This is a genomic window from Methylobacterium sp. J-067 (assembly GCF_022829465.1).
GTDB classification, from domain to species: Bacteria; Pseudomonadota; Alphaproteobacteria; order Rhizobiales; family Beijerinckiaceae; genus Methylobacterium; species Methylobacterium litchii.
Genome location: NZ_JAKSXZ010000097.1, coordinates 145,102 through 162,375, shown reverse-complemented (window position 1 = coordinate 162,375; position 17,274 = coordinate 145,102). Strand labels below are relative to the sequence as shown.

The window sequence follows — 17,274 nt, the reverse complement described above, 5'->3', positions numbered from 1 at the left end:
GGTTCTCTCCCTGCCTCGTGCCGCGATCTCGTAACGGGAGATCGGGCCGGAACGCGGGCCGGACAAGCCGGCCCACCTCACCATTCGGCGAGGAGGCCCGCGAGGTTACGTCGCGTCCGGTCCCGGCGGCGTCTCGTCGCGCAGGACCCGCCGCAGCACCTTGCCGACATTGGTCTTCGGCAGGGCATCGTGCAGCACCACCGTGCGCGGCACCTTGTAGCCGGTGAGCTGCGTGCGGGCGTAGGCGCGCAGGGCATCTTTCGTGACGGTCGGGTCCTTCAGGACGACGTGAGCCACCACCATCTCGCCGGTCTCGGCGTAGGGCGTTCCGACGACGGCGCATTCGAGCACGGCCGGGTGCGAGGCCATCACGTCCTCGACCTCGTTCGGATAGACGTTGAAGCCCGAGACGAGGATCATGTCCTTGAGCCGGTCCACGATGCGGACTTGGCCGCCCTCGTCCATCACCGCGATGTCGCCCGTGCGGAAATAGCCGTCCTGGGTCATCACCCGGTCGGTCTCGTCCGGCCGGTTCCAGTAGCCGCTCATCACCTGCGGACCTTGCGCGCAGAGTTCGCCGCGTTCGCCGGGGGGCACCGGCTCGCCGTCCCCGTCGCGGATCGAGACGTCCGTCGAGGGCAGCGGGTAGCCGATGGTGCCGCTGAAATCCTGCAGCGCGTAGGGATTGGCGCAGAGGACGGGGGAGGTCTCCGACAGGCCGTAGCCCTCCACGATCGCCTTGCCCGTCAGCGCCTTCCACTGCGCGGCGACGGCGCTCTGCACGGCGGTGCCGCCTCCGATGACGAAATCGAGGTGGGAGAAATCCACCGTCCCGATCTTCGGGTGGTTCACCAGCATGTTGAACAGGGTGTTCACCCCGGCGAGCCCGGTGAAGCGCGTGCGCGAAAGCGTCTTCACGAAGCCGTCGCAGTCGCGGGGGTTCGGGATCAGCAGGCAGCTGCCGCCGGTTCGCACGGCGAACAGGAAACAGGCCGTCAGCGCAAAGATGTGGTAGAGCGGCAAGGCCGTGACCGTGACCCGAAGCCGGCTCGTATCGGTCGATTGGAACCACGTCACGCATTGCTCGACATTGGCCGAGACGTTGCGGTGCGTGAGCATCGCCCCCTTGGCGACGCCGGTCGTGCCGCCGGTATATTGCAGGAAGGCGAGGTCGTCCGGGGCGACGGGCACCGGGCGCAGGGTGGCCCGGGTCTTCTGGGCGACGGCGTAGCGCACGGCCATCCCAGCGGGCAGCGTGAAGGCCGGCACCGCCTTGCGCAGGTGGCGGCTGGCGAGGTTGATCGCCTGCCCCTTCAGCCCGAGCCCATCGCCGGGGCCGGCGACGATCACCCGGCGCAAATCGATCTCGTCGAGGGCGCCCGCGACGGTGTGGGCGAAGTTCTCCAGCACGATCAGCACGCGGGCGCCGGAATCGGACACCTGCGCCGCCATCTCGCGGCTCGTGTAGAGCGGGTTGATGTTGACGACGACCGCCCCGGCGAGATGCACCGCAACGATGGCGACCACGTAGGTCGGCACGTTCGGCAGCATGATCGCCACCCGGTCGCCCTTGGCGACGCCATCGGCCTGAAGGTAGGCGGCGAGCGCCCGCGCCTGCCGGCCGAGTTCGGCATAGGTCAGGTCCGAGCCGAAGCACGTCGCCGCCGGCCTGTCGGGGAAGGTGGCGATGCTGTGCGCGAACAGCTCCGGCAGCGTCTTCAGGCTGGCGACGTCGATCTCGGCCGGCATGCCCGGCGGATAGGCGGCGAGCCACGGCCGCATGGCCGACCCGCCCGGCGCGCCGACCGCATCGCGGTTCATGGTCACGCTGGCATTCATGGCGTTTCTCCCGCAGGTGCGGCTCTTGCGGCCGTCAATCCCGCCCCCTCACCCGGAACTGTGGGCGAAGCGGAAGACGCGCGCAAGCTGGCCTCAGGCGACAGCGCGGCGGCGGCGTAACCCGACGAGCAGGCTGTGCGGTGCCATCGCCACGAGCAGCAGCCCGGCCGCGAGCCCGGCTTCGCTCGCCGTCATGGCCCTTGCCGGCCAGGGGCCGAAGCCGAACGTCTTCGCGAGGCCGACGACCCCGGCACCGAACCCCAGGCTCACGAACGACAGGGCGCCCCAGCCGATCCGGCGCCAGCTCGGGCGGAGGGGACGGCTCGCGGCGATGACGGCGACGCCGACGATCCCGCCGACCATCGAGGCCGCCACCGCGGCACCGAGGGCATAGGCGAGCCAGAGGGGCTGCCCGGTGAGGAAGGCCATGCTGCCGGTGGCGTAGCCGCCCCGCAGGGTCAAGCCGCCGAAGGTCGGGTAGAGCCCCGCCGCGCCCAGCGCCACGAGCCCCAGCAGGGCGAAGACGACCCGCCGCACCGGCCCGGCCATTCCCGGCCCAGCGGCGGCGGCGACGATCCGCGCCGCGCCGTAGACCAGGGCGAAGGCGAAGAGCGGATAGCGGTCGAGGAAGTAGCCGTAGGCGTAGGGTTCCAGCGCCTCCGGCAGGCCGGAGCGGCGGCTCAGGCCGCTTGCGGCAACGAGGGCCAGAGCGAGGAGCGCCGCCGCGACTGGCACGGCGGCCACGAGGCTCTGCCCCGCCCAGATCCGGCGCGGGGCCGCGTGGCGTGGGGCGGGCGACCGGACGGGCGCGAAACCCGATCCGACCACGTCGAGGAAGGCATCGCCCGCCACGGAAGCCCCTCCCAGCCGGTCAGCGCGCCTCGTAATGGTCGCGGATCAGCCGGTCGAGCAGGCGCACGCCCCAGCCCGCACCCCAGCTCTTGTTGATCTCGTTCGAGGTCGAGGACATGGCCACGCCCGCGATATCGAGATGCGCCCAGGGCGTGTCCTCGACGTAGCGCTTGATGAAGGAAGCCGCCGTCGCCGCGCCGCCGTGGCGCCCGCCGGTGTTCTTCATGTCCGCGAACTTCGAGTCGATGGCCTTGTCGTAGGCGGGGATGAGCGGCATCCGCCACACGGCCTCGCCGGTCGCCTCGCCCGCCGCGTGGATGTTCTGGGCGAGCGTGTCGTCGTTCGAGAACATCCCGGCGATGTCCTGGCCCAGCGCCACGATGATGGCGCCCGTCAGCGTCGCGAGATCGATCATCGCCTTCGGCTTGGCGGTGCGGACGATGTGCGTGATCACGTCGGCAAGCACGAGGCGCCCCTCGGCGTCGGTGTTGATGACCTCGATGGTCTGGCCGGACAGGGAGGTGAGGATGTCGGACGGGCGGTAGGCGCCGCCGTCAGGCATGTTCTCCACGAGGCCGATGGCGCCGATGACGTTGCACCGGGCCTTGCGGGAGGCGAGCGCGTGCATCGCGCCGACCACGGCGGCGGCGCCGCCCATGTCGCCCTTCATGTCCTCCATGCCGGCGCCCGGCTTGATCGAGACGCCGCCCGAATCGAACACGACGCCCTTGCCGATGAAGGCGACGGGCGCCTCGCCGGAGGTGCCGCCGTTCCAGCGCATGATGACCACGCGCGGCTCGCGCACCGAGCCCTGGGCCACGGCGAGGAGGGCGCCCATGCCGATCTCGCGCAGGCGGGTGAGGTCGAGGACTTCGATCTCGACGCCGAGCTTGCTCAATTCGCTGGCGCGCTTGGCGAATTCCTCGGGGAAGAGGACGTTCGGCGGCTCGTTCACGAGGTCGCGGGCGAGGATGACGCTGTCGGCGAGGCCGCGCGCCGTCTCGGCCTCGCGGGTGGCGGCAGCTTGGTCGGCGACGAGGATGGTCAGGCTCGTGCCGGCCTTGTCCTCGGCGTCGGGCTTCTTCTTCGTCTTGTAGCGGTCGAAGGTGTAGTTGCGCAGCCGCGCCCCGAGGGCGAAGGCGGCGGCCTGTTCTGGCCCCGTCGCGACGCCCGGCAGGTCGAAGACGATCCGCGCCGTGCGGCCGGACACCTTCGCGGCGGTGAACCCGCCGAGCGCCGGCCAATCGAGCTTGCCGCGATCCGCCTCGCTGCCGATGCCGACCACCACGAGCCGGTCGGCGGAGACGCCCGCCGGGGCCGGCAGCATGAGCGCCGAGAGGGAGCGGCCCTTGAACTTCTCGGAAGCCGCCGCCTTGGCCACGAGATCCGCGCCGGACCCGCCGAGGGCGTCCCGCGCCGGGCCTCCCAGAGCGAGGTCGTCGCCTACGAACACCACGAGGTCGCCCTGGCCACCCTGGCCGAGGGACCCGAAGGCGATGTCGATCTTGTCCGTCATGCTTGGAGCCATCCCGCCGCCTCGGCCGTGAAACGCCGGCCGCGATGCGCAATCTCACCTGTGTAGCCGTTGAGACGCAGAACGCAACGCGGCGCGAGAGCCCTGGAATCGCCCCACTTATCCCGTCATGCCGCTGGCAGGGGAGCGAACCAGGGAGTAGGCCTCTCAGACGATGAGGCAGGTCGAACGCTACATCTTCCGGATCGCGGCAGGCGGCACGCTGGCCTGCCTGCTGGGCCTGACCGGGACGATCTGGGTCACCCAGGCCTTGCGCGAGCTCGACCTCGTGACGGCCAAGGGGCAGACGCTGCTCGTCTTCCTGTTCGTGACCGCGTTGTCGCTGCCGACGCTGGTCGTGGTGATCGCGCCCGTCGCCCTGTTCATCGGGACGATCTACGCCCTGAACAAGCTGAACGGCGATTCCGAGCTGATCGTGATGTCGGCCGCCGGGATGCCGCCGCGGGCCCTGCTGCGGCCCTTTGTGACGCTCGCGCTCAGCGTCAGCTTCCTCGTCGGCGTGGTGGTGATCGTGGTAATGCCCGCGAGCTTCCAGGAACTGCGCGACGTCATCACCCGGGTGCGCGGCGACTTCATCGCCAACGTGGTGAAGGAGGGCCAGTTCACCCAGCTCGACAACGGCATCACCTTCCACTTCCGCCAGCGCGGGCCGGGGGGCGTGCTCGAAGGGCTGTTCATCCAGGACAAGCGCGAGGCGGGCAAGACCAAGGTCTACCTCGCGGACAAGGGCAACGCCGTCGACATCGACGGGCAGAGCTACCTGATCCTCGAACACGGCACCGTGCTGCAGCAGCAGAAGAACAGCCGCGATTCCTCGATCCTGAAGTTCGACCGCTACACGATCGACCTCGCCGCCTTCGCGCCGCCGGACTCGGACACGATCTACAAGCCGCGCGAGCGCTCGACGGCGCAGCTCGTGTTCCCCGACCGAAGCGAGGCCTATTACCAATTGCAGAAGGGCCGCTTTCGGGCCGAGCTGCACGACCGGCTCTCGGCGGCGCTCTATCCGCTGGCCCTGGTCTTCATCGCCTTCGCCGCCCTCGGCGACCCGCGCACCACCCGCCAGGGCCGGGGGCTCGCCATCGCCGGGGCCATCGTCGCGGTGGTGGCCCTGCGCATCGGCGGGTTCGCCGCCGTCAGCGCGGCCGCGCGCAGCACCGGCGCAGTGGTGGCAATCTATGGCGTGCCGCTCCTCGCGATCCTCCTGTCGAGCCTCGTGATCTTCCAGGGGCCACGGGTGCGGGCCTTCAACGCCGGCCTGGCCCGGTTCGTGCGGGGGCGGCTGCGCCCTCCCCGCCTCGCCCCCGCGCAGTAGCGTCCCGCGATGCTGATCGGCCCCACCCTCGGACGCTACTTCGCTGCGCGCTTCGCCCGCACGGTGCTCGGCGTGTTCATCACCGTCTTCGCCCTGGTCTACACCCTCGACTTCGTGGAGCTTCTGCGCCGGGCGGGCGAGGCGCAGGGGGCCTCGCCGGGGCTGATGGCGCAACTGTCGCTGTACCGCACGCCCACCGTAGCGGAGGGCGTGCTGCCCTTCGCCGTGCTGTTCGGCTCCATGGCGGCGATGCTGCAACTGTCGCGCAAGCTGGAACTGGTGGTGGCCCGCGCCGCCGGCATCTCCGCGTGGCAGTTCCTGCAACCGGGCCTGTTCGTCGCCCTCGCCCTCGGGGCGGTGGCGGTGGGGGTCTACAACCCCGTCTCGGCCATGCTGAAGCAGCGCTCCACCGAGATCGAGGCCAAGATCTTCGCCAAATCCACCAAGGCGTCCTCGGGCAAGGACCTGTGGCTGCGCCAGAAGAGCATCGACGGCGAGGCCATCATCCGCGCCGAGACGGCGATCGAGGGCACCACCACGCTGGCGGGGGTCGGGGTGTTCAACTTCGACGATCACGGCGAGTTCACCTCGCAGATCGTCGCGGCGCGTGCGATTCTGCACGACGGATTCTGGGAGCTGACCGACGCCCGCATCATGCGGCCGGACGCGCCGCCGGAAAGCTTCGGCACCTACCTCATCGCCTCGAACCTCCAGCCGGAGCGGGTGCGGCAGCGCTTCACCAGCCCGGAATCTGTGCCCTTCTGGCAACTGCCCGCCACCATCGCACAGACCGAGCGGGCGGGGCTGGATGCGACCCGGTACCGGCTGCAGTACGATGTCCTGTGGGCGAGGCCGATTCTGTTCGTGGCGATGGTTCTCGTCGCCGCAACCGTTTCGTTACGGTTCTTCCGCTTTGGTGGCGTTGGAAAACTCGTCCTCGGGGGCGTCGCGGCGGGGTTCACCCTGTACGTGGTGCGCCAGATCATGGAAGGGCTCGGCGCCTCGGGTTTGGTTGCAACACCTGTGGCTGCCTGGTTCCCGGCGGTGGTAGGAAGTCTTCTCGGTACGCTCGCGCTTCTGTACCAAGAGGACGGCTGAAGCCTGCGGCCCCTTGGGTCGGGAGACGAGTGTGAGTGTCGTGGCGGAAGTCGTCACAGGAGTTGGGACTGGCGTTGCGTAAGGTCGCCGACATCCTGCGGAGCGCCGGTCTCGCGGTGGCTCTGACGGTCGCGGTGCTGCCCGTATCGAGCGGGCACGCCCAAAGCATTCCCGCGCCCAAAGGCAAGCCGGGCGAGAAGCTCCTCGTCGAGGCGAACGAGCTCGTCTACGACAACGACCACAACACCGTGACCGCCCGCGGCAACGCGGAGTTGCATTACGGCCCGCGGACCCTGCAGGCCGACCGCGTGCGCTACGACCGGGGCACCGGCCGCGTCTTCGCCGAGGGCAACGTCCGCCTCACCGAGTCCGATGGCGGCGTCGTGACCGGCGAGCGCATGGAGCTCACCGACGATTTCAAGACCGGCTTCGTGGACTCGCTCCGGGTGCAGCAATCCGTCGAGCGGAAGAACGAGACCGTGCGGGTGCGCTTCTCGGCGCCGCGCGGCGAGCGGGTGGACGGCGAGCAGACTTCTTTCGACAACGGCAGCTACACCGCCTGCGAGCCGTGCAAGAACGCGCCCGAGAAGCCGCCGCTGTGGCAGATCAAGGCGCAGAAGATCATCCACAACAACGAGACGCACACGATCTATTTCGAGGAATCGACCCTCGAGATCGCGGGCATCCCGGTGGTCTACCTGCCCTATTTCGAGGCCCCGGACCCGAGCGAGCGGCGCAAGACCGGCTTCCTGACGCCGCGCTTCATCTCGACCACGGCGCTCGGCAAGGGCGTGTCCCTGCCGTACTTCATCAATTTCGCGCCGAACTACGACCTGACGCTGACGCCGACCCTTCTGAGCCGCCAGGGCGTGCTCGGGCAGGCCGAGTTCCGCCACCGCCTCGACAACGGCTTCTACTCCCTGCGCCTGTCGGGCATCTCGCAGACGACGCCCTCGGCCTTCCTGCCGAGCCCCCTCGGCGCGGGCGAGCGCGACTTCCGGGGCTCCATCGAGAGCCAGGGCCGGTTCTACATCAACGAGCGCTGGCGCACGGGTTGGGATGTCGTCGGCGTCACCGACAAGTGGTTCCTCGACAACTACCGCATCCGCAACCAGTCCATCACCACGGACTTCTTCCGCGAGGCGGTGTCCACGGCCTACCTGACCGGCCAGGGCGACCGCTCGTATTTCGACGCGCGCGGCTACTACTTCAAAGGCCTGTCGAGCTTCGACTGGCAGAAGCAGCAGCCCATCGTCGCGCCGGTCATCGACTACGATAAGCGCATCAACGGCCCGTCCGAGATCGGCGGCGAGTTGCGCTTCCAGGCGAACATCACCAGCCTCGACCGCGACGTGACCCAGTACCAGGGCCTGCCGCGCACCACGACCTATCAGTTCTCGCCGAGCATCAACGGCATCAGCTTCCCGCTTTACCAGACCTGCGCGGTGTTCGTGCGCGGCGCCTGCCTGATCCAGGGGCTGGCCGGGCAGGACACCCGCGCCTCGGCGCAGCTGACGTGGCGGCGCAGCTTCATCGACGATTACGGGCAGAAGTTCACGCCCTTCGCCTCGCTGCGGGCGGATGCGTTCTTCGTGAATCCAAACCTGTCGGGCTACCAGAACGACCTCGCCCCCTCGGTGGCGCGCATCGATGACGGCCTGTCCGGCCGGGTGATGCCGACGGTCGGCCTCGATTACCGCTATCCGTTCGTCGCGAATTTCGGCGGGTTCGGCGTCCACACCCTGGAGCCCATCGGCCAGCTTCTGCTGCGCCCGTCCGAAACCAAGATCGGCCGCCTGCCGAACGAGGACGCGCAGAGCCTCGTCTTCGACGACACGTCGCTGTTTGAGTGGGACAAGTTCTCCGGCTACGACCGCGTCGAGGGCGGCATCCGCACCAATCTCGGCGGCCAGTACTCCGTCGTCACGCCCTCGGGCTGGTACGCGAACGTGATGTTCGGCGAGTCGATCCAGCTCGCCGGCGTGAACTCGTTCCGCCGGGGCGACCTCGCCAACACCGGCCTCGAATCCGGCCTCGACAAGACGCTCTCGGATTATGTCGGCCGCTTCCAGGTCTCGCCGAACCAGAACATCACGTTCATCACGCGGGCGCGGTTCAACCAGTCGGACTTCCACGTCGCGCGGTTCGAGACGGGCGTCACGGCCCGCTTCGCCCCGTTCGTGCCGCTCACGACCTCGCTGTTCTACTCGTATTACGAGGCGCAGCCGCTGCTGGGCTACAGCCACTACCGCGAGGGCGTGACGGCCTCGGCCACCTACAACATCACGCCGAACTGGTTCGTCTCGGGCTCGATGCTCCTCGACCTGACCCACTACCTCGACGTGCGCAACACCTACACCGACGCCCTGGCGGGCTACCTCGCCAACCCGATCGGCGCGGCGCCGCTCTACGAGAATCCCGGCCGGTTCTACTTCGCCGGGGCGAGCTTCGGCGGCGGCTATCAGGACGAGTGCACCACCGTCACGCTCAACTACATCAACTCGCCCATCGCCACGGCGACCGGTGTCCGCGAGCGCAACCAGACGGTGCTGCTCCGGGTCGAGTTGAAGACGCTGGGCGAGGCAGACCTGCGCCAGAACGTCGGCATCGCGACCACGGCGGACGGTATCGCCTCGGCGCGGTGATGGCGCGGGCGGCGCGGGGCGCGGTATAGAGCGCCATGGCTTCCCTCGCCCTCACCCTCGGCGATCCCGCCGGGATCGGTCCGGAACTGGCGCTCGCCGCGTGGCTCGAACGCGGCGGCCCGAACCCGCTGCCGCCGTTCTTCGTGCTCGGCGATCCTGCCTTCCTCGAACGCCTCGCCTCGCGCCTCGGCAGCCTCGTTCCCGTGGCGGAAGTCGATCCCGAGACCGCGACCGAGGTGTTCCCCCGCGCCCTGCCCGTCGTCCCGCTGCCGAGCGGCGCCACGGTGGAGGCGACCCCCGGCCTGCCCGATTCCGGCTATGCGGGCGCGGTGATCGAATCGATCAGCGCCGCCGTGGGGTTGGTGAAGGCCGGTCGCGCCTCGGCGGTGGTGACGAACCCCATCGCCAAGCACGTCCTCACCCGCGCGGGCTTCGCCCATCCCGGCCACACGGAGTTCCTGGCGGCGCTCGCGGTGCCGCCGGGCGTCGCCCCGCCCCGGCCGGTGATGATGATCTGGAGCGAGACGCTGGCCGTCGTGCCGGTGACGATCCACGTCCCCTTGCGCGACGTGCCCGATCTGCTCACCCAGGACCTCGTGGACGAGACTGCGCGCATCGTCGCCCGCGACCTGCGTGAGCGGTTCGGTCTGCCCGAGCCGCGCCTCGTCCTCGCCGGGCTGAACCCCCATGCCGGGGAGGCCGGCACGATGGGCCACGAGGACCGGGACGTGTTGGCGCCCGCCGTCGCGCGGTTGCGCGCCGAGGGCATCGACATCCGGGGGCCGCTGCCGGCCGACACGCTGTTCCATGCCCGCGCGCGGGCGACCTACGACGTCGCCCTCGCCCCGACCCACGATCAGGCTCTCATCCCCATCAAGACCATTGCCTTCGATGACGGGGTGAACGTGACCCTCGGCCTGCCCTTCGTGCGGACCTCGCCCGACCACGGCACCGCCTTCGATATCGCCGGGCAGGGCATCGCCCGGCCGGACAGCCTGATCGCCGCGATTCGGCTCGCCAAGCGGCTGGCCGGCACCGTCCCCCGGTTCGAGCGGGACTCGGCCAATCCCATGAGCGTCTATGCCGGGCGGCAGCGTCCGCCGGGCACCAACCATTTCGATCCCGAGGACGAATTGTGAGCGCATCCGACGGGCTGCCGCCTCTGCGGGAGGTGGTGGCGCGCCACGGCCTCGAACCGAAGAAGGCGCTCGGCCAGAACTTCCTCTACGACCTCAACCTCACCGGGCGCATCGCCCGCGCCGCCGGGCCCCTCGACGGGGTGACGGTGGTGGAGGTCGGCCCCGGTCCCGGCGGGCTCACCCGCGCCCTCTTGGCCGAGGGGGCGGAGCGGGTCGTGGCGATCGAGCGCGATCCGCGAGCCCTGCCAGCGCTGGCCGAGATCGCCGCGCATTATCCCGGACGGCTCGACGTGATCGACGCCGACGCCCTCGCCTTCGATCCTCGGCCCGTCGTCGGCGACGGCAAGGCGCGGATCGTCGCGAACCTTCCCTACAATGTCGGCACGGCGCTGCTCACCGGCTGGGTCACCGGCGAGGCGTGGCCCGCGTGGTGGGACAGCGCGGTGCTGATGTTCCAGCGGGAGGTGGCCGAGCGCATCGTCGCCACGCCGGAGGAGCGGGCGGATTACGGGCGGCTCGGGGTGCTGTGCGGCTGGCGGACGGAGGCGTCGATCCTGTTCGACGTCGCGCCCTCCGCCTTCGTGCCGCCGCCCAAGGTGACGTCGAGCGTGGTGCGGCTGGTGCCCCGCGCCGCGCCCCTGCCCTGCCGGGCGGGTGCGCTGGAAGCGGTGACGCGGGCGGCGTTCGGCCAGCGGCGCAAGATGCTGCGCCAGAGCCTCAAGGCGCTCATCCCCGATCCGTCGCCCCTGCTCGGCGCGGTGGGCATCGTGGAAACGGCGCGGGCGGAGGAGATCCCGGTGGAGGGCTTCGTCGCCCTGGCCAACGCCTGGGACGCGGACAGAAAAAAGACCGGCGCCTGAGGGGCGCCGGCCTGTGGAGGCCTTAGCGGGTGGTCTGCTGGATCGCCGAGAGGATCCAACCCCGGCCGGGCTGGCGCTGGAACGTCCAGAGCTCGGTCGCCTCCGGGTCGCCGTTGGCGACGATCCGGCCGCTGCCCCGCTCCATAGTCACGTCCTTCAGGGCGTAGCGCATGGCGACGGTGGCGTAGTCGGTGCGGTCCTCGCCCCAGCTCTCCGCGAGGTCGCCCTGCAGGAGCTTCACGTCCGAGATGCGGTTCACGACACCGCGCGAGGCGTTGCCCTGCAACTCCTCATCGAAGTAGCCGACCATCTCGGGGGTCGCGAGGTTCGACAGGGTCACGCGGTCCTCGCGGGAATACGCGTCCTGGATGTCGCCGAGCAGCCGCTCGAACGCCTGGAAGTCGTTCGGGCCGATCTGCACCTGACGCATCTGAGGCTGGCGCGGCGTGCCGCCCATCGGGCCAGCGCCCATGCCGCCCATCGGGCCGCCGTTGCCAGGGTTCGGGCCGGTGCGGGCGTAGCTGGCGGCGGCCGGCTCGCCGTTGCGGCGGCGGAAGAACCGCATCGCCAGCATCACGACGACCACGAGCAGGCCGACCTGGAACAGCAGGCCGATCATGGAAGCGAGACCGCCGAGGCCACCGAAGAAGCCGCCGCCGAGCAACGCGCCCAGCAGGCCGGCGCCGAGCAGGCCCGCGAAGAAGCCGCCGCCGAACCGCCGCCCTGAGGGCTGCATGCCGGGATTGGCCATGCCGGGATTGGTCATGCCCGGCGAGGGCGAGGTCTGGCTACGCTGCATGGTCATGCCGCCGCCGGGGGCGGTCGGGGTGGCCGAGGGCGCGGTGTAGGTGCGCGAGCCGCGCGAACCCATGGATCCGCCGCCGCCGGGCCGAGCCTCGGCGATCGGGGCCGCGACGGTCAGCGCTGCGGCGAGCGCCAGGAGGGCCGCCTTGCGCCGGCTGCGCGATTGGATGGTCGACATGAAACGCCTCTGAAGACGAACCGGCGACGAAGCCGCCAGTGATCATATGGGAACGGATGGGCGGGGATTTTAGTCCGTCATCCCGCAAGCTGCGCAGTTCACCGCGTCAGTGCAGGGTCCGTTCCGGGGCCGCCGGCAGGACGAGGCGCACGCGCGTGCCCCCGCCGGGTTCGCTGTCGAGGGAGATGGTGCCGTTCTGGCGCTTCATCAAACCGTGGACGATGGCGAGGCCCGCGCCCCTCCCCGCTTCCCGGCTGGTCTGGAACGGGGCGAGCGCCCGCGCCAGCATTTCCGGCGACATGCCCTGCCCCGTATCGCCCACCACGATCCCCACCGCGCCGGCGCCGGGATATTGCAGCGAGCGGTCGCCGGGTTCGATGCGGAAGGTCGAGAGCGTCAGCGTGCCCCCGTCCGGCATGGCCTCGCAGGCATTGGCCACGAGGTGCCGCAGGGCGAACTCGATCTGCGTCGGGTTGGTGATCGCCCGCGGCAGCCCGGGCGTCTGCTCGATGGCAAGGCGGATCCCCGGCGGCAGGTCGCCCGCCAGCCGCCCGCCGAGATCGGCCATGAGCGCGTCGAGGTCCACGGGGCGGACATCGGGCGCGATGCGGCGGGAATAGGCCAGCAATTGCCGGGTGAGGATCGCGGCCCGCTCGGTGGCGTCGGCCGAGCGGGAGATCGCCCGCTGGATGAACGGCTCCTGCCGGTCGCCGAGGCGGCGCTTCAACCCGTCGATGTAGCCGATCAGGATCTGCAGGAAGTTGTTGAACTCGTGGGCGACGCTGTTCGTCAGGAGCCCCAGGGCCTCGCGCTGGCGGGAGAGGGCGAGGGCCGCCTCGGCCTCGTGCCGGGCCGTCACGTCGAGGATCTGGCCGATCTTCTGCCCGTCCTCCGCGAAGGGCGCCAGGGTCAGATTCGCCCAGAAGGTCGCGCCGTCCGCGCGGCGGGCCAGGAATTCCTGCGGCGCGTCGAGGGCGGCGTCGGCGGCGGCGTTGCCGGGGCAGGCGAGCGCCTCCAGCCCCTGGCCCGCAAGCGCCGACGGCCCGTGCCCGGTGAGAGCGTCGAAGGCCGGGTTGGTCCACAGGATCGTGCCGTCCGCAGCGAGGGTGAGGCTCGGGGTCGGCAGGGCGGCGAGTACCGTGCGTGCGGCCTCGCCGGGATCCGTGTCGCGCTGCGCCATCCCCGCCTTCGCCAAATGTCCTCGCCTGCCGGAGCGATAGCCGCTGCCGCCGGCCCGGCCAAGAGCGGGCGGTCCTTACTGGCGGACCCACATGACGCGGGCCATCCAGGCGATCTCGCCGATGTTGAGCACCCGGTCGGCATGCTCCGGGTTCAGAGACGCGAGTTCGACGGTTCGCGCGGTGCGCCGCCGCAGCTCCTTCGCCAGGACCTCGCCGCCATGCAGCCGTACGACGACCCGGTCGCCCTTGCGCACGCTCGCGGTGGGCGAAACGATGAGCACATCGCCGTCGCGGAACAGGGGATTCATCGAATCGCCCTGCACCTCCAGGGCGAAGGCGCGCTCCTCGCCGAGGTCGGGGAACTCGATCTCCTCCCAGCCCGGCCCGCCGGTCGGCATGCCGTCGTCGGTGAAGACCCGGCCCGAGCCCGCCTGCGTAAGCCCGATCAGCGGGACCATGGTCCGGGCGGGTACGGCGCGGGCCTCGATGAGCCGAAGGAATTCATCCAGGCTCGCCCCGGTGGCGGCTAGAACCTTCGAGATCGATTCGGTGGAGGGCCAGCGTTTGCGCCCGTCCGCGCCGACCCGCTTCGAGCGGTTGAAGCTCGTGGCATCGAGCCCGGCCTTGCGGGCGAGGCCGGAGGCGGAATAGCCATGGCGCTCGGCGAGGCGGTCGATGGCGTTCCAAATCTGTTCGTGCGACAGCATGCGACCCGCCGAGTCTGGTCAAAACGGTCCGGAGACCTCGGCCCGCCTGTTCCGCGCCGGATACAATCCGATAGCCGGCATGGCTGAGACGCGCAGCCTAATTCTAGGAAACTAGAACTATACCGCGCCGATTGCAATCGAGACTCAAGTGACCGTTCAGAAAGACTGGATTCCGTGCTTTCGGCTGTTGCCGCGGAACGGGCCTCGCTCTATCCGACCCGCACGAGGGACCTGACCATGCCGCTCATCTACAAGATCTGTCCGCGTAGCCTGTGGCGGGACGCCGAGCGCCAGGGCCGCTTCACGGGCGCGCCGGTGGATGTCGCGGACGGGTTCATCCATTTCTCCACCGCCGCGCAGGTGGCCGAGACCGCCGCCCGCCACTTCGCCGGGCAGGACGACCTGCTCCTCGTCGCCGTCGAGGGCGACCGGCTGGGCGAGGCCCTGCGCTACGAAGCTTCGCGCGGCGGCGACCTGTTCCCGCATCTCTACGGCGACCTGCCGCTCTCGGCGGTGGTCTCGGTCGAGGAGATGCCCCTCGGCCCGGATGGGCGCCACAGCTTCCCGGAGGGGATCCCCCCGCAATGATCGACGCGGCCTTTCCCCTGGTGCGGCCCCTGCTGCATCGGCTCGACGCCGAGCGCGCCCACGACTTGACGATCCGCGCCCTCGCGGCGCTGCCGGCGGCCTCGCCCGCCCCCGACGATCCCTGCCTCGCGGTCGATGTCCTCGGCCGGCGCTTCCCGAACCCGGTCGGCCTCGCCGCCGGCTTCGATAAGGGCGCGCGGGTGCCGGATGCCCTGCTCGGCCTCGGCTTCGGCTTCGTGGAGGTCGGCGGCGTCGTGCCCCGGCCGCAGCCGGGCAATCCGAAGCCCCGCGTCTTCCGGCTGCCCGCCGACCGGGCGGTAATCAACCGCTTCGGCCTCAACAGCGAGGGGCTGGACGTGGTGGCCGCGCGGCTGAAGGCGCGGGCCGGGCGAGCGGGTCTCGTCGGGGTCAACATCGGAGCGAACAAGGACTCGACCGACCGCCTCGCCGACTACGCCGCCTGCACGGCGGCGCTGGTGCCGCATGTCGCCTTCGTCACCGTGAACGTGTCCTCACCGAATACGCCGGGCCTGCGCGACCTGCAGGGCGAAGCCTTCCTCGACGAGCTTTTGGCCCGCGTCGTCGCGGCCCGCGATGCGGCCGGCGCCGGGGCGGCGATCCTGCTCAAGATCGCCCCGGACATGGCGCTCGATGCCCTCGACGCCGTCTGCGCCACCGCCCTGCGGCGGGGTGTTCAGGCGCTCGTCGTCTCGAACACCACCGTGGACCGGCCCGCGAGCCTACGCGAGGGCGCGCTCGCCCGTGAGACCGGCGGCCTGTCCGGCCGTCCCCTCTTCGTCCCGGCGACGCGGATGCTGGCGCAGGCGTGGCAGCGGGTCGGCCACGCGATCCCCCTCGTCGGGGTCGGCGGGGTCGATTCCGCCGAGACCGCCTGGACGAAGATCCGCGCCGGGGCGAGCCTCGTGCAACTCTACTCATCCCTGGTCTACGAGGGGCCGGGTCTGGTCGGGCGGATCAAGCGCGGCCTCGCCGAGCGGGTCCGCGCCGAGGGCGGCACGTCGATCGCCGCCTTCGTCGGCCGCGACGCGCGGGCTCTGGCGGACGCCTAGAACCCCTTGGCCTGGATCGCCTCCGCCCAGTTCACGGCGCGGCGGTTCATGGCGAGGTGCTGGCGCTCGTAGAGCCGGCCTTCGAGCTTGATGACGCCGCGCTTGGCGTATTCCGGCTTCTCGAAGGCCTCAATCACCATCTTGGCCCGGCGCACCTCCTCCTCCGTGGGGGCGAAGGAGGTGTTGGCGGGCTCCAACTGGCTCGGATGGATCAGTGTCTTGCCGTCGAAGCCGAGATCGCGCGCCTGACGGCACTCGTCGCGGCAGCCCTCCACGTCCGAGATGTCGTTGAACACGCCGTCGAGGATGGTCAGGCCCTCCGAGCGGGCGGCGGCCAGGACGGTCATCATCCACGGCATGAACGGCGCGCGGCCGGGCACGATCTTGGCCCAGGTGTCCTTGGAAAGGTCGTTGGTGCCGAGCACGAAGCAGGCGAGCCGGTTGCGGTGGTCGCGCCGGGCCTTGGCGATGTCGTGGATGTTGAGGATCGAGGCCGGCGTCTCGATCATCGCCCAGATGCGGATATCATCCGGCGCGTCGAGGGATTCGAGCCGGTCGGCGATGTTCTCCAACACGGCGGGAGACGACACCTTGGGCATCAGGATCGCGTCGGGCTTGGCCTCGATGGCGGCGTGCAGATCCGCCTCACCCCAGGGCGTCTGCGGCGCGTTGACGCGGATGATCAGCTCGCGCTCGCCGTAGCCGCCGTTCTTCACCGCCGCGCAGACCTGTTCGCGCGCCGTCTCCTTCTCGTCGGGGCCGACCGCATCCTCCAGGTCGAGAATGATGGAATCGCAGGGGAGCGACTTGGCCTTCTCCAGCGCCCGCTGATTCGAGCCCGGCATGTAGAGCACACTGCGGCGCAGGCGGAGATCGGTCAGCGTGGCCATCGGCACCATCCTTCCCTCGCGGCCCTCCGGCCGCGGCTGTTCATCGGTCGACCCTTCGCCCGGCCGGTGGCCCGTTCCGGTGTGGTCGCGTTGCGCCGCACACTAAACGACGGCGGCGCGCAGGGCATCGGTGTTTTGCATCGGCGATTGAGGGCCCGGACGGTTTGACACCCGCCCGAGAACAGACGACGGCCGTGCTTTCGTCACTGTCGGCAATTCTAAGCCCGCCGAACGCACTGCAATCTTGGACTTATTGATGAGACGGACTTTCCTGATGCTGGCGCTCGCCGGCCTCCTCGCCACGCCGCAGGCGGCCTCGGCGCAGAGCCGCACGACCATCGGCGTCGGCTCCGGCGCCGTGGCGGGCGCCCTCGTCGGCGGCCCCATCGGCGCCGTGGCGGGGGCCGTGATCGGCGGCGTGATCGGCAACTCGTCGGAGCGCGGCGGGCGCCGCCATGTCTGCCGCAGCCGTCGCGTGGCCTCTGCGCGCCGGGCGCCGCAGCGCCGGGCCGAGGCGACGGTCCCCCGCCCGGCGACGGTGGCGACGGCCACGACGTGGAAGGATCCGCGCTGA

At 70.4% G+C, this 17,274-nt stretch carries 15 protein-coding genes; 8 read left to right on the top strand and 7 right to left on the bottom strand.

What is annotated here, in order from left to right; genetic code table 11:
• Positions 1 to 105: 105 nt before the first annotated feature.
• The 3 genes from MKK52_RS11695 to MKK52_RS11685 all read right to left on the bottom strand — a co-directional run bounded on the left by MKK52_RS11695 (position 106) and on the right by MKK52_RS11685 (position 4,207).
• The gene (locus MKK52_RS11695; protein ID WP_243954021.1) at positions 106 to 1,839 is read right to left on the bottom strand and encodes an AMP-binding protein; all 1,734 of its coding nucleotides are present in this window, start codon (positions 1,837 to 1,839) and stop codon (positions 106 to 108) included.
• Between the two features lie 93 nt (positions 1,840 to 1,932).
• Positions 1,933 to 2,691, bottom strand: a complete 759-nt coding sequence (locus MKK52_RS11690; RefSeq protein WP_243954020.1) for a hypothetical protein — start codon at positions 2,689 to 2,691, stop codon at positions 1,933 to 1,935.
• Positions 2,692 to 2,710: 19 nt separating this feature from the next.
• The gene (locus MKK52_RS11685) at positions 2,711 to 4,207 is read right to left on the bottom strand and encodes a leucyl aminopeptidase (RefSeq protein ID WP_243954019.1); all 1,497 of its coding nucleotides are present in this window, start codon (positions 4,205 to 4,207) and stop codon (positions 2,711 to 2,713) included.
• A 172-nt stretch (positions 4,208 to 4,379) separates the two neighbouring features.
• Here MKK52_RS11685 and lptF point away from each other — a divergent pair, with 172 nt between their 5' ends.
• The 5 genes from lptF to rsmA all read left to right on the top strand — a co-directional run bounded on the left by lptF (position 4,380) and on the right by rsmA (position 11,282).
• The gene (lptF, locus tag MKK52_RS11680) at positions 4,380 to 5,540 is read left to right on the top strand and encodes an LPS export ABC transporter permease LptF (protein ID WP_243954018.1); all 1,161 of its coding nucleotides are present in this window, start codon (positions 4,380 to 4,382) and stop codon (positions 5,538 to 5,540) included.
• A 9-nt stretch (positions 5,541 to 5,549) separates the two neighbouring features.
• Positions 5,550 to 6,638, top strand: a complete 1,089-nt coding sequence (gene lptG / locus MKK52_RS11675) for an LPS export ABC transporter permease LptG (protein WP_243954017.1) — start codon at positions 5,550 to 5,552, stop codon at positions 6,636 to 6,638.
• Positions 6,639 to 6,712: 74 nt separating this feature from the next.
• Entirely contained in the window at positions 6,713 to 9,283 is a 2,571-nt protein-coding gene (locus MKK52_RS11670; protein WP_243954016.1) for an LPS-assembly protein LptD, read from the top strand.
• 35 nt (positions 9,284 to 9,318) lie between these two features.
• Positions 9,319 to 10,422, top strand: a complete 1,104-nt coding sequence (pdxA, locus tag MKK52_RS11665; protein WP_243954015.1) for a 4-hydroxythreonine-4-phosphate dehydrogenase PdxA — start codon at positions 9,319 to 9,321, stop codon at positions 10,420 to 10,422.
• The gene (rsmA, locus tag MKK52_RS11660; RefSeq protein WP_243954014.1) at positions 10,419 to 11,282 is read left to right on the top strand and encodes a 16S rRNA (adenine(1518)-N(6)/adenine(1519)-N(6))-dimethyltransferase RsmA; all 864 of its coding nucleotides are present in this window, start codon (positions 10,419 to 10,421) and stop codon (positions 11,280 to 11,282) included. Before pdxA ends, rsmA begins: the two co-directional genes overlap by 4 nt.
• 22 nt (positions 11,283 to 11,304) lie before the next feature.
• Here the strand turns inward: rsmA and MKK52_RS11655 are convergent, their stop codons facing one another.
• The 3 genes from MKK52_RS11655 to MKK52_RS11645 all read right to left on the bottom strand — a co-directional run bounded on the left by MKK52_RS11655 (position 11,305) and on the right by MKK52_RS11645 (position 14,152).
• On the bottom strand, positions 11,305 to 12,264 hold the full coding sequence (locus tag MKK52_RS11655; RefSeq protein WP_243954013.1) for a TIM44-like domain-containing protein: 960 nt from the start codon (positions 12,262 to 12,264) through the stop codon (positions 11,305 to 11,307).
• 106 nt (positions 12,265 to 12,370) lie between these two features.
• Entirely contained in the window at positions 12,371 to 13,444 is a 1,074-nt protein-coding gene (locus tag MKK52_RS11650; RefSeq protein WP_243954012.1) for a two-component system sensor histidine kinase NtrB, read from the bottom strand.
• Positions 13,445 to 13,519: 75 nt separating this feature from the next.
• A complete protein-coding gene (locus MKK52_RS11645) occupies positions 13,520 to 14,152 on the bottom strand; it encodes a helix-turn-helix transcriptional regulator (RefSeq protein ID WP_243954011.1) in 633 nt (210 codons plus the stop codon).
• 237 nt (positions 14,153 to 14,389) lie between these two features.
• Between MKK52_RS11645 and MKK52_RS11640 the strand changes: the two genes are divergently transcribed.
• Together MKK52_RS11640 and MKK52_RS11635 are read left to right on the top strand one after the other, a co-directional pair.
• A complete protein-coding gene (locus tag MKK52_RS11640) occupies positions 14,390 to 14,740 on the top strand; it encodes a DUF952 domain-containing protein (RefSeq protein WP_243954010.1) in 351 nt (116 codons plus the stop codon).
• Complete coding sequence (locus MKK52_RS11635; RefSeq protein WP_243954009.1) at positions 14,737 to 15,810, top strand: quinone-dependent dihydroorotate dehydrogenase; 1,074 nt, start codon at positions 14,737 to 14,739, stop codon at positions 15,808 to 15,810. The genes MKK52_RS11640 and MKK52_RS11635 overlap by 4 nt, the downstream gene beginning before the upstream one ends.
• Here MKK52_RS11635 and MKK52_RS11630 read toward each other — a convergent pair.
• On the bottom strand, positions 15,807 to 16,700 hold the full coding sequence (locus tag MKK52_RS11630) for an HpcH/HpaI aldolase/citrate lyase family protein (protein ID WP_243954008.1): 894 nt from the start codon (positions 16,698 to 16,700) through the stop codon (positions 15,807 to 15,809). The two genes, MKK52_RS11635 and MKK52_RS11630, sit on opposite strands and share 4 nt — an antisense overlap.
• Positions 16,701 to 16,956: 256 nt before the next feature.
• On the opposite strand from MKK52_RS11630, the gene MKK52_RS11625 reads away from it, so the two are divergent.
• On the top strand, positions 16,957 to 17,274 hold the full coding sequence (locus MKK52_RS11625; RefSeq protein WP_243954007.1) for a hypothetical protein: 318 nt from the start codon (positions 16,957 to 16,959) through the stop codon (positions 17,272 to 17,274).

Bases quoted from the DNA above. Each gene is read 5' to 3' on its own strand.
- MKK52_RS11645 (WP_243954011.1), bottom strand. From the start codon at position 14,152: ATGCTGTCGCACGAACAGATTTGGAACGCCATCGACCGCCTCGCCGAG.
- MKK52_RS11650 (WP_243954012.1), bottom strand. From the start codon at position 13,444: ATGGCGCAGCGCGACACGGATCCCGGCGAGGCCGCACGCACGGTACTC.
- MKK52_RS11635 (WP_243954009.1), top strand. From the start codon at position 14,737: ATGATCGACGCGGCCTTTCCCCTGGTGCGGCCCCTGCTGCATCGGCTC.
- MKK52_RS11655 (WP_243954013.1), bottom strand. From the start codon at position 12,264: ATGTCGACCATCCAATCGCGCAGCCGGCGCAAGGCGGCCCTCCTGGCG.
- MKK52_RS11685 (WP_243954019.1), bottom strand. From the start codon at position 4,207: ATGACGGACAAGATCGACATCGCCTTCGGGTCCCTCGGCCAGGGTGGC.
- MKK52_RS11625 (WP_243954007.1), top strand. From the start codon at position 16,957: ATGAGACGGACTTTCCTGATGCTGGCGCTCGCCGGCCTCCTCGCCACG.
- MKK52_RS11630 (WP_243954008.1), bottom strand. From the start codon at position 16,700: ATGGCCACGCTGACCGATCTCCGCCTGCGCCGCAGTGTGCTCTACATG.
- MKK52_RS11695 (WP_243954021.1), bottom strand. From the start codon at position 1,839: ATGAATGCCAGCGTGACCATGAACCGCGATGCGGTCGGCGCGCCGGGC.
- MKK52_RS11640 (WP_243954010.1), top strand. From the start codon at position 14,390: ATGCCGCTCATCTACAAGATCTGTCCGCGTAGCCTGTGGCGGGACGCC.
- lptG (WP_243954017.1), top strand. From the start codon at position 5,550: ATGCTGATCGGCCCCACCCTCGGACGCTACTTCGCTGCGCGCTTCGCC.
- pdxA (WP_243954015.1), top strand. From the start codon at position 9,319: ATGGCTTCCCTCGCCCTCACCCTCGGCGATCCCGCCGGGATCGGTCCG.
- lptF (WP_243954018.1), top strand. From the start codon at position 4,380: ATGAGGCAGGTCGAACGCTACATCTTCCGGATCGCGGCAGGCGGCACG.